Source organism: Sorangium sp. So ce385 (assembly GCF_051474135.1).
In the GTDB taxonomy this organism is placed as follows: domain Bacteria; phylum Myxococcota_A; class Polyangia; order Polyangiales; family Polyangiaceae; genus Sorangium; species Sorangium cellulosum_D.
Map to the genome: position 1 here is coordinate 9,160,637 of NZ_CP150337.1, position 12,699 is coordinate 9,173,335.

Sequence of the window (12,699 nt, forward strand, 5' to 3'; positions counted from 1 at the left end):
ATCTCACAAAGTCACAAAGTCGCTCACCCGGATTGCTCTCCGGATCGCGGCCAGTCCACGGCGGACGGCCGCGATCCGGCGCAGTGGAGACGCACGGGGCGCGGTCGGCGCGCCGTGCGAGGCGCGCGCCTGCGCGCGTACCGAGGAGAGGACAACCTTGATCAGAAGTAGGCTGCTCGAAGCTGTCGGCTGGGCCGCGGTGGCGCTCGGCGTCGCGGGCTGTGGAGCCTCGGACGTCGATGCGCTCGAGGAAGAAAGTCATGAAATTGCAGCATCGGAGCTGAACGAGCATCCGACGAGCGGCAGGACCGTAGTCGCCGATGTCGTCGCGCTCGATCAGGTCTACGTGTACAACCGGTTCGGGTCGTTCAACCCGGCCGGCATGATCTACGCGCTCAAGCGGGACGTCGTGCCGATCGATCGGCGCAAGCCGCTCGGCCCGGGCAACGCCATGCTGCGACCGGGCAAGCGCCCGAGGCCGCTCGTGCTGCGCGTGAACGTCGGGGACGCGCTCCGCGTCCGGTTCACGAACCTCCTCCGGCCCGCGGACGAACGCCCTGACGACTCGACCGCGACGAGGAGCGCCTCGGTGCACGTCACCGGGCTCGAGATCAGGAACATCGAGGCGCTCGGCGGCAACGTCGGCCGGGGGCCCGACTCGCTCGCAGAGCCCGGCGAGACGCGCGTCTACGAGCTCTTCGCCGACAAGGAGGGGACGTTCCTGTTCCACAGCGGCGGCGCCCTGGCCGGCGGCGGCGAGGGGGACGGCGGACAGACGGTGCTGGGGCTGTTCGGCGCGGTCACCGTCGAGCCCGCGGGGGCGGTCGCGTACCGGTCGCAGGTCACGGCCGAGGAGCTCGCCGCCGCCTCGCTGCCCACGCCGAACCCCGACGGTACGCCCAGGATCGACTACGACGCGCTGGACGAGCACGGCGAGCCGATCCTCAGGATGATCAACGATCGCGACGAGATCGTGCACGGCGATCTCAACGCGATCATCGCCGGCTACGAGCAAAGCCAGCTCGACAGCCCAACCCCCGTGGCCCCTGGGCGGTTCCGCGAGTTCACGGTGCTGTTCCACGACGAGCTCAAGGCCGTCCAGGCGTTCGAGAAGCTCGAGAACGACGAGACCTTCCACGGCGTGCGCGACGGGTTCGGGGTCAACTACGGCGCCTCCGGGTTCGGCTCCATCCTCCTCGCCAACCGGGCGAGGCTCGGCCCGAGCAAGAGATGCGTCGAGTGCAAGTACGAGGAGTTCTTCCTGAGCTCCTGGCCCAACGGCGATCCGGCGATGATCGTCGAGCGGGACCGGCGCGGCAACGCGACGGAGGCGCTGTTCCCCGACGACCCCTCGAACGTCCATCACGCGTACCTCGGCGACCCCGTCTGGTTCAGGAACCTGCACGCCGGGCCGAAGGAGACGCACGTCTTCCACCTCCACGCGCACCAGTGGCTGAAGACGCCGAACGACGCGAACGGGAACACCCTGGACGCGCAATCCATCGGCCCGGGCGCGGCCTTCACCTACAACGTCGGCAGGGGCGGCAACCGCGTCCTGACGCCCGGAGACGCGATCTTCCACTGCCACCTGTATCCCCACTTCGCGCAGGGCATGTGGGAGCTCTTCCGCAACCACGACGTCTTCGAAGCTGGCACGCGCGATCGCTTCCTGCCCGACGGCGAGATCAAGAAAGGGACGCCCACGCCCGCCCTCGTGCCCGTCCCCGAGATCGCGATGCCGCCCATGCCGACCTACAAGCCCACCGTCGTGGAGCTGCCCGGCGGCGGCAGGAAGGTGCGGCCGCCGATGCCGGGATATCCGTTCTACATCGCTGCCCTGGAAGGCCACAGGGCTCCTCAGCCGCCGCTCGATCTGCTCGTCGACGGCGGGCTCCCGCGCCACGTCATCACCAGCGTCCCGCCGGGCGGCGCCGAGTTCGGTAGGCGCGGCACGTTCGACGTGGACATCGAGGAAGCGAACATCAAGCTGCTGCCGAACGAGGGGACACCCGCGGAGCTGGCGGCGCAGGCGTTCCATGCCGGCCAGTTCCCGGGAGCGACGCCCGTCACGACGACGGACGGCTTCCCCGCGCAGGCGTATCCGGCGTTCACGCCCGAGGGGGAGCCCGCGCTGTTCGCCGTCAACGGCCAGCCGCCTGCCCCCGGCGCGCCCTACGCGAACCCCTGCCCGCAAGGGACGACGGAGCGCAGGTACCGCAGCGCGTTCGTCCAGATCGACGGCGTGGTCAACCGGCGCGGCTGGCACGACCCGCAGATGCGCATCCTCGTCCTCGAGGACGACATCGACGCGACCCTGTCGGGCGCCCGGCCGCCGGAGCCGCTGTTCATCCGCGCCAACTCGAACGAGTGCGTCGTCTCGGAGGCGACGAACCTGCTCCCCGACTCCCTGAAAGAGGACCCGTTCCAGATCTTCACGCCCACCGACACCGTCGGCCAGCACATCCACCTCGTGAAGTTCGACGTCACCGCCTCGGATGGATCGACGAACGGATTCAACTACGAGGACGGGACGTTCGCCCCACAGGAGGTCGTCCAGCTCATCGACGCGGCCAACAACCTCGGCGGCGCCCTGAAGGCGGACGGCACGGTCGAAGAGCGCGGCCGTCGCGTCATGCTGAAGGCGCAGCGACACCCGCGCATCCACGACGACCGGAAGGGCCTGCAGACCACGGTGCAGCGCTGGTGGGCCAACCCCGTCCAGAACCGGCGCGGCGATGACATCACCCTCAACACCTCGTTCTCGCACGACCATTTCAGCCCCTCCTCCCACCAGGAGCACGGCCTCTACATGGGCCTGATCATCGAGCCGAGCGGCTCGGTCTGGCGCGACCCGGTGACCGGGGTCGTGTTCGGCGACCGCCCCGACGGCGGGCCCACGAGCTTCCGCGCCGACATCATCCCGCCGCGCGGCTCCGCGCAGCCGCCCTTCCGCGAGTTCGGCCTCGCCTTCGCCGACTTCGCCCTCCTCTTCGACGAGTGCGGCGAGCCGGTGAACCCGCCGACCGCGCAAGAGGCCCCGCTCCCGCTCGCGGTCGACCACCGCGACGTGCGCGCGCCGGAGGCGATCGCGGCCGCCGATCCGGGCGGTGGGCTCATCAACTACCGCAACGAGCCGATCCCGCTGCGCATCGCCCGGCGCGACTGTAGAACCGGCCGCGTCGAGCAGAAGCCGGGCGAGGAGGGGGAGATGCACAACGTGTTCAGCTCCCGGGTCCACCCCGATCCGTTCACGCCGCTGCTCTCGGCCCACGAGGGCGACAACGTCGTGGTGCGCCTCCTCCAGGGCGCGCAGGAGGAACAGCACGTCTTCACGATGCACGGGCAGCGGTGGTTCAACGAGATCAACGACCCGGACAGCGGCTACTCGAACGGCCAGCCCATCGGCATCTCCGAGCACTTCGAGTTCGGGCTGACGCCCTCGGCCTCTGCGCGGGGCGATCGCGAGCCCGGCGACTACCTCTACCAGAGCGCGCCCACCGACGACCTCTGGGACGGCATGTGGGGGATCATGAGGGTGCGGCCGCGGACCGATACGGCCTTGCTGCCGCTGACCGGGTCGCCGGACGGCGAGCCCCGCGGGGTGCGCCGCTTCCCGACCTGCCCGGCGGGCGCGCCGGTGACGGAGTATGTCGTCCACGCGATCACCGCGAAGGGCAATCTGCCGGGCGATCGGCTCGTCTACAACGAGGAGTTCGACCTCTACGATCCCGACGCCATCCTGTTCGTCCGCGCCGAGGATCTGCCCGACCTCCGCGCCGGGCGCCGCGCCCCGGAGCCGCTCGTCCTGCGCGCCGCCGCCGGCGACTGCATCCAGGTCACCCTCGTCAACGACCTGCCCTTCGAGCTGCCCAAGACGCCGCACTGGAACTATAGCCCGCCCATCGTCGACGGGTTCAACACGAACCAGGTCAGGCCGTCCAACCACGTCTCGCTGCACCCGCAGCTCGTCGCCTACGACGTCAGGACCGACGACGGGGCCAACGTCGGGCTCAACGAGGAGCAGACCGTCGCGCCCGGCGAGTCCCGCGAGTACACGTGGTACGCCGGCGAGTTCGCCCAGAAGGACGGCAGGTGGGGCCCGGTCGAGCCGAGGGCCGTCGAGTACGGCGCCATCAACCTGAGGGACATGGCCGACGTCGTGAACCACGGCATGCACGGCGCCGTCGGCGCCCTCGTCATCGAGCCCAAGGGCGCCACCTGGCGCGCCGATCGGGGCACGCACGCGCAGGCGGAGGTCACCTATCAGGATTACTACGGGTACACGCGCTCGTTCCGGGAGTTCGTGGTCGTCTATCAGGACGAGGTCGGCTTGCACTCGGGCGATCCGAGGTTCCAGTGCGTCGATCAGGGTCTCAACTGCGGCACCGCCATCCGGAACTATGACGGCGAGGACGACGCGGAGGACACGGGCCACGAGGCCTTCAACTACCGCACCGAGCCGTTCTGGGCGCGGCTCGGGATCCCGCCCGAGCTCGCGAGGGAGCTGCTCAACGAGAAGGACCTGAGCGACATCTTCAGCTCCCGCGTCCACGGCGACCCGGCGACGCCGATCTTCACGGCCGGCGCGGCGCAGAAGGTCCGCGTGCGCCTCGTGCAGCCGTCCGGCCACCGGCGCATGCACGCCTTCGGGCTCTGGGGCGCGGCGTGGCCGAACAACCCGTTCGCCGAGGGGGAGCGCTCCCGCCGCATCGGCGAGAACAGGGACGTGCTGAACATCGGCATCGAGAACGCCATCGGACCGATGACTCACCACAACGTGGTCCCGTTCTCCGCGGCCGGCGGGAGGTTCTTCGTCCCCGGCGACCGGCTCTACCTCGATCAGCCGAGCTTCAAGGTCTCGGACGGCCTCTGGGGCATCTTCCGGGTGACGCGGTAACCGCCGTCCTCACGCCGGCTCCCGCCGCTCGCAGACCCGCTCGGCGCCGCCATGGCGCCGGTCGGCGAGCGGCGGGGGTGGCGTCCTGCACCCCGGCACACGGCCGGCGCATCCGAGGCGCGGACGAGGGGAGCCCGCGCTCGGGCTCAAGCGAGCTCTCGCCACGACACATGCCTTCGTACGCGCCGGACCTCCCGTCTCCGCCCGCGATCGAATCGATATCACTCTGTCCACGGAAGAGACCAGCCCAAGAGCGCTGCAAAAACCGTTTGACCTAGATGAGGCATCCAGACAGATTTGTGATCCGGATCACGGCCAATTAAATTCGGCCGATGCTTGGCGGACTGCCACGCTCCGATCTCCTGTGGGCGCGTGGGCGCGCCCGACATCCAGGGATGGACGTGCAGGTGTGGCATTCGGAGGAGAGGACACCTTGATCAACAACAGGCCGCTTGGAGCTCTCGTCTGGGCTTCCGTAGCGCTAGCGCTCGCAGGCTGCGCCGATGAGAACGCTGCGCAGGACGACGATGGGACCGAGGATCTGTCCGGCAAATCCGGAGATAACGGCGCGCGGGCAAACTCCAGAGTCGTGTTCGCGGATGTCGTCGCGCTCGATCAGGTCTACGTATACAACCGATTCGGGTCCTTCAACCCGGCCGGCATGATCTACGCGCTCGCGCGGGACGTCGTGCCCATCCGGCAGGACGAGCCGCTCGGCCCGGGCAACGCCATGCTGCGGCCAGGCAAGCGGCCGAGGCCGCTCGTGCTGCGCGTGAATGTCGGCGACACCCTGCAGATCAGGTTCACCAACCTGCTCACGCCGCCCGGCCAGCGCCCGGACGACTCCCCGAAGACACGGAGCGCGGGCATCCACGTCACGGGGCTGCAGATCAAGAACATCGAGTCGCTCGGCGGCAACGTCGGGTTGAGCCCCGACTCCCTCGCCGAGCCCGGCGAGACGCGCTTCTACGAGCTGTTCGCCGACCGGGAGGGGCCGTTCCTGATGCACAGCGCCGGCGCCATGGTCGGCGGCGAAGGGAGCGGCGGGCAGATCGTCCAGGGGCTGTTCGGCTCGGTCAACGTCGAGCCCGCGGGGGCGGTCGCGTACCGGTCGCAGGTCACCGCCGAGGAGCTCGCGGCCGCCTCGCTGCCCACGCCGAACCCCGACGGGACACCCAGGATCGACTACGACGCCCTCGACGCGTGGGGCGAGCCGATCCTCAGGATGCTCAACGATCGCGACGAGATCGTGCACGGCGACCTCAACGCGGTCATCACCGGCTACGACGAGAGCCAGCTCGATCCGCCGGACCCGCCGATCCGGGGCCGCTTCCGCGAGTTCACGGCGGTGTTCCACGACGAGCTCAAGGTCGTCCAGGCGTTCCGGGAGCTCGAGGTGAACGAGGCGTTCCAGGGCGTGCGCGACGGATTCGGCATCAACTACGGCGCCTCCGGGATGGGCGCCATCCTCCTCGCCAACCGGCAGAGGATCGGCCCGAGCAAGGAATGTATCGAGTGCAAATTCGAGGAGTTCTTCCTGACCTCATGGCCCAACGGCGACCCGGCGATGAACGTCGAGCGGGACAGGAACGGCGACGCGATCAAGGCGCTATTCCCTGATGACCCGTCGAACGTCCATCACGCGTACCTCGGCGATCCCGTCTGGATCAGGAACCTCCACGCCGGGCCGAAGGAGACGCACGTCTTCCACCTCCACGCGCACCAGTGGCAGCGGGCGCCGAACAACGACACCGGCACGACCGTGGACGCGCAGAGCATCGGCCCGGGCGGAGCCTACACCTACAACGTCACCAGAGCGGGCAGCCGGGCCCTGACCCCGGGCGATTCGATCTTTCACTGCCACCTGTATCCCCACTTCGCGCAGGGCATGTGGGAGCTCTTCCGCACCCACGACGTCTTCGAGGCCGGCACGCGCGATCGCTTCCTGCCCGACGGCGAGATCAAGGAGGGGACGCCCACGCCCGCCGTCGTGCCGATCCCGGAGCTCGGGATGCCGCCCCTACCGACCTACGAGCCCACCGTCGTAGCGCTCCCCGACGGCACCGTCGCGACGCGGCCGCCCATGCCGGGGTATCCGTTCTACATCGCCGCCCTGGCGGGCCGCAGGCCGCCTCAGCCGCCGCTCGACCTCGTCGTCGACGGCGGGCTGCAGCGCCACCTCGTCACCAGCGTGCCCCCGGACGGCGCGGTGCTCGGCGTGGAAGGCAGGTTCGACGTGGACCTCCTGGCGGCCAACCTCAAGCTGCTCCCCCCGGAAGGGACGCCCCCGGAGCTTGCGGCCCGGGCCTTCCACTCCGGCCAGTTCCCGGGCGCGCGCCCCTTCGCGACCGATGGATTCCCCTCGAGCGTCTATCCGGCGTTCACGCCGGAGGGCGCTCTGTCGGTGTTCGCCGTCAACGGCCAGCCGGCGGCCCCGGGCGCGCCGTACACGAACCCGTGCCCCGTGGGGACACCGGAGCGCAGGTACCGCAGCGCGTTCCTCCAGGTCGACGGCGTGGTCAACCGGCGCGGCTGGCACGACCCGCAGATGCGCATCCTCGTCCTCGAGGACGACGTCGAGGCGACCCTGTCGGGCGCCCGACCGCCGGAGCCGCTGTTCATCCGCGCCAACTCGGGCGAGTGCGTCGTCTCCGAGGCCACGAACCTGCTCCCCGACGCCCTGGAAGAGGACCCGTTCCAGATCTTCACGCCCACCGACATCGTCGGCCAGCACATCCACCTCGTGAAGTTCGACGTCACCTCCTCCGACGGCGCCGCCAACGGCTTCAACTACGAGGACGGGACGTTCTCGTCAGAGGAGGTCGTCCAGCGCATCGACGCGGCCAACAACCTCGGCGGCGCTTTTTTGCCGGACGGCACCGTCAACGAGGGCGGCGTCCGCGTCCCGCTGATCGCGCAGCCGCACCCGCGCATCCACAACGGCCGGGTCGGCCTGCAGACCACGGTGCAGCGCTGGTGGGCCGACCCGGTCGTGACCCAGCAGAACCAGGACCGCACCCTGGAGACCGCCTTCTCCCACGACCATTTCGGCCCCTCGTCGCACCAGCACCACGGCCTCTACATGGGCCTGGTCATCGAGCCGAGCGGCTCGGTCTGGCGCGACCCCGAGACCGGGGCTGTCTTCGGCACGCGCACCGACGGCGGGCCCACGAGCTTCCGCGCCGACATCCTCCCTCCGAGCGGCTCCGACCACCCGCCGTTCCGCGAGTTCAACCTCGCGATCGCCGACTTCGCCCTCCTCTTCGACGAGTGCGGCGAGCCGGTGAACCCGCCGACGGCGCAGGAGGCCCCGCTCCCGCTCGCGGTCGATCACCGCGACGTCTTCGCCCCGGAGGTGATCTCGGCGCGCGACCCCGGCGGCCAGCTCATGAACTATCGCAACGAGCCCATCCCGCTCCGCATCGCCGAGCGCGACTGCAGGACAGGACGGGTGAAGCAGAAGCCCGGGGAGGAGGGCGAGATGCACAACGTGTTCAGCTCGCGAGTCCACGGCGATCCCGTCACGCCCGTGCTCCTCGCCCAGGAGGGAGACGCCGTCCGGTTGCGCCTCATCCAGGGCGCGCAGGAGGAGCAGCACGTCTTCTCGGTCCACGGCCAGAAATGGCACAACTCGGACGAGGATCCGGACAGCGGCTACTCGAACGCTCAGCCCATCGGGCTCTCCGAGCACTTCGATTTTGCGCTCACGCCGTCGGGCGGCACGCCGAGCGGCGACTACCTCTACCAGGGCGCGCCCACCGACGATCTCTGGGACGGCGTCTGGGGCATCCTCAGGATCATGCCGCCGTGCGATCCGGGCGTTCCGTGCGGTCCGGGCGCTCCGGGCGCTCCGGGCGCTCCGGGCGGTCCGGGCCTCGTGCCGCTGCCCCCGCCCCCAGGCCCGCCAGCGCCCACGCAGCGAGGCTTCGAGACCTGCCCGGCGAGCGCGCCCGTCACGAGGTATGTCGTCCACGCGATCACCGCGAAGGGCAACCTGCCGGGTCACCGCCTCATCTACAACGAGAAGTTCGAGCTCTTCGATCCCGACGCCATCCTGTTCGTCCGCGCCGAGGATCTGCCCGATCTCCGCGCCGGGCTCCGCGCCCCGGAGCCGCTCATCCTGCGCGCCGCCGCGGGCGACTGCATCCAGGTCACGCTCGTCAACGAGCTGCCCTTCGTGCTGCCCAAGACGCCACACTTCAACTATAGCCCCCCGATCATCGACGGCTTCAACACCAACCAGGTGCGGCCCTCGAACCACGTCTCGCTCCACCCGCAGCTCGTCACCTACGACGTCAAGACCGACGACGGCGCCAACGTCGGGTTCAACGAGCCGCAGACGATCGCGCCCGGCGAGCTCCGCGAGTACACCTGGTATGCCGGCGAGCTCTCCCAGCTGGACGGCATGTCGGGCCCCATCGAGCCGCGCGCCGTCGAGTACGGCGCCATCAACCTGAGGGACATGGCCGACGTCGTGAACCACGGCATGCACGGCGCCGTCGGCGCCCTCATCATCGAGCCCGAGGGCGCGGTCTGGCGCAGCGATCCGGGCACCCACGCCCAGGCGGACGTCGTCTTCACCGACGAGCACGGCGCCGCGCGCTCGTTCCGGGAGATCGTGCTCGTCTACCAGGACGAGATCGGCCTGCACTCGAGCCTACCGAGGTTCCAGTGCCTCGATCGGGGGCTCAACTGCGGCACGGCCCTGCGGAACATGGACGGCGAGGACGACGCCGAGGACACCGGCCACGACGCCTTCAACTACCGCACCGAGCCGCTCTGGGCGCGGATCGGCGTGCCTCCCGAGATCGCGAGCGACGAGCTCAATGATCGGGACCTGCGCGATATCTTCAGCTCCAAGGTCCACGGCGACCCGGCGACGCCGATCTTCCTGGCCAACGCCGCCCAGCCGGTGCGCGTGCGCATCGTCCAGCCGTCCGGCCACCATCGCCAGCACGCCTTCAGCTTCTGGAGCACGTCGTGGCCGCACAACCCCTTTGCCCAGGGAGCGCGCTCCCGCCGCATCGGCGAGAACCACGAGGTGCTGAGCATCGCCGTGGAGAACCCAATAGGACCCATGACACACCGCAATCTCGTCCCCTTCGCCCCGGCAGGCGGGGATTTCCTCGTCCCCGGTGACCGGATGTACAACGAACAGTCGCTCCCCATGCTCGCGGACGGGCTCTGGGGCCTCTTCCGGGTGCTGCCGTGAGGGCCGCCGTCGCGTCGCGCCGGCTCTCGCTGGCAGCAGGCCTCCTCGGCGCCGCCGCTTCCATGGCCTGCAGCCGGCGGGAGCCGCCTCCCCTGCCCGCCGCGGCGGTCCCGGCGCCCGCCGAGGCCGCCATCGGGGGTGAGCCCAGCACGGCCGTGAGCCGGGTCGAGCGAGATGGGCTGTCGATCGCCTTCGAGCTCCGGCCGATCCCCGGCGCCGGAGGGCGCCTCGAGGCGCGCTCCGACGCGACCGCCGTCTTCACGATCACCGACGCCGCCACGGGCGCGCCCGCGCGCGACCTGTCGCCGCTCGCGTGGATGACGAGGCGCGCGGGGGCGCCGCCCGATGACGCCGGGTGCCAGGAGAAGATCAAGAGCTTCATGGCCGGCCTCATCTCCGTGCGCCCGGACGTCGACATGAACGCTTCCCTCCTGTGGACGCAGAACGACGACAACACGCTGTCGGTCATCAACTCGCAGATCGCGTTCAGCCGGAGCAAGCTGCGCAGCCTCGTCACGCTCGCGGCCGGCTCCACGTCGCTCGCGCTCCACCCGGACGGGAGCCGCCTCTACGTGACGCTCCAGAACGGGCGAGGCCTCGCCGTCGTCGACACGAGGCGGAGCCTGGTGGAGGCCAACGTGCCTGTCGGCGCGGACCCGATGCGCGTCGCGGTGGCCCCGGACGGGCGCACCGTGTGGGTCGGCAACGACGGCGACGGGACGGTCAGCGTCGTCGACGCGCGCGTGGCGGAGGTGCTGAAGACGCTGCACGTCGGCGCCGGGCACCACGAGATCGCCTTCTCGGACGGCGGGCGCACCGCCTGGATCACGAGCCGCGACGCCGGCTCCGTCACGGCCGTGGACACCGGCGCGCTCGAGCCCGTCGCCGAGATCGAGATCGGCGAGGGCGCCGCCGCCGTCGCGGCGAGCGACGCCTCCGGCGCCGTCTACGTCGCGAACGAGCAGCGGGGCGAGATCGCGATCCTCGACGCCGGGCGCCGCGCCCTCTCCAGCCGCGTCGCCGTGAAGCCCGGCGTCAGCGCGGTCCAGTTCGAGCCGAGCGGCCGCTTCGCCTTCGCGCTCAACCCGGCGAAGGGCGAGGTGTCGATCCTCGACGCCTCGACGGGCGCGCTCGCGCACTCGCTCGCCGGGTTCGCGAGCCCCGACGCGATCGCCTTCACGAACACGTACGCCTACGTGAGGAACCTCGGCGAGAGCCGGGTCTCGCTCATCGAGCTGCCCTCGCTACAGCGGCCCGGCAAGCTGGCGATCGTCGAGGTCCAGGTCGGCCAGCAGGCGCCGCGCGCGTCGAAGAGCGCGAGGAGCGCCGCGCCGTTCGCCCTCCTGCCGGAGGGCAACGGCGCCGTCATCGCGAGCCCGGCCGACAAGGCCCTTTACTACTACGTCGAAGGCATGATGGCGCCGATGGGCACGCTCTCGAACTACGGGCGAGAGCCCCGGGCGGCGGTCATCGAGGATCGCACGCTCAAGGAGGTGCAGCCCGGCGTGTACGCCACCACGGTCCGGCTCGGCGAGGCGGGCGCGTACGACGTCGAGCTCCTGCTCGGCGGCCGCCGCGTCGCCGCGTGCCTCGATGCGACGGTCGCGCCGTCGGCCGTCCCGGTCGAGGACCGCTCGCCCGGGCTCACCGTCGAGCCGCTCTTCGACGGCAGCGTCGCGATCGAGGTCGAGAAGCCCGCGACGCTGCGCTTCCGCGCGACGCCGAAGGCGCCTGCGCCTCCCCTCGAAGCCAAGGAGATGAAGGTCATGATCTTTCGATTCCCGGTCGGATTCCGCGACGTCGCGGTGCCCCGCGCCGAGCCGGACGGCGCCTTCTCGGTGACGTTCACGCCCCCCGAGCCCGGCCAGTACCGCTTCATGCTCGAGGCGGAGTCGCGCAACGCTCCGCTCGGCGCGCTGCCGTACGTCGATCTCCACGCCGGCTCGTCCGGCGCCGCGCCGGCGGCGGGAGGCGCGCGATGAGGCGCGCCGCGCCTTGGCTCGCGGCGGCGGTCGCGCTCGCGCTCGCGCCCGCGAGCCCGGCCGCGGAGCCGGCGCCGGAGCGGCCCCGCGCCCCGGCCGCCGCCTCGCCCGCCGGCGACGACGCCGCGGCCGCCGCGTACTTCACCGACACCGAGCTCGTCGATCAGGACGGCCGCGCGCGGCGCTTCTACACCGACCTCCTGCGCGGCCGGAAGGTCCTCATCCACTTCGCCTTCACCTCGTGCAAGGGCGCGTGCCCGACGATGACGGCGAACCTCGCGCGCGTGCAGGCCCTGCTCGGCAAGCGCGCGGGCAAGGAGGTCTCGATCCTCACGATCACGGTCGATCCCGTGAACGACACGCCGAAGGTGCTCAAGCAGTTCGCCGCCAAGTTCAACGCGGGCGACGGCTGGCGCTTCCTGACCGGGACGCCGGAGAACGTGGAGAAGGTCCTCGGGCGCCTCGGCGGGCTCACGAAGAAGCCGGAGGAGCACACCTCGACGCTGCTCATCGGCGACACGACGACCGGTATGTGGGTGAAGACGATCGCCACCGAGCGCCCCGAGACGATCGTGCAGCTCGTGGATCACATCAACGACAAGCCGTGA

At 70.6% G+C, this 12,699-nt stretch carries 4 protein-coding genes; all 4 read left to right on the forward strand.

Annotation, left to right across the window (positions count from 1 at the left end):
• The first annotated feature begins 157 nt into the window (after window positions 1–157).
• The 4 genes from WME83_RS33330 (at window position 158) to WME83_RS33345 (ending at window position 12,699) form a co-directional block, all read left to right on the forward strand.
• Window positions 158–4,897 carry a multicopper oxidase domain-containing protein gene (locus tag WME83_RS33330; RefSeq protein WP_437313745.1) on the forward strand — a complete coding sequence of 1,580 codons (4,740 nt, stop codon included), beginning with the start codon at window positions 158–160 and terminating at the stop codon, window positions 4,895–4,897.
• Between the two features lie 433 nt (window positions 4,898–5,330).
• The gene (locus WME83_RS33335; protein ID WP_437313746.1) at window positions 5,331–10,109 is read left to right on the forward strand and encodes a multicopper oxidase domain-containing protein; all 4,779 of its coding nucleotides are present in this window, start codon (window positions 5,331–5,333) and stop codon (window positions 10,107–10,109) included.
• Window positions 10,106–12,091: a YncE family protein gene (locus WME83_RS33340; protein ID WP_437313747.1), complete on the forward strand. Its 1,986-nt coding sequence runs from the start codon at window positions 10,106–10,108 to the stop codon at window positions 12,089–12,091. Before WME83_RS33335 ends, WME83_RS33340 begins: the two co-directional genes overlap by 4 nt.
• Window positions 12,088–12,699, forward strand: a complete 612-nt coding sequence (locus tag WME83_RS33345) for an SCO family protein (RefSeq protein ID WP_437313748.1) — start codon at window positions 12,088–12,090, stop codon at window positions 12,697–12,699. Before WME83_RS33340 ends, WME83_RS33345 begins: the two co-directional genes overlap by 4 nt.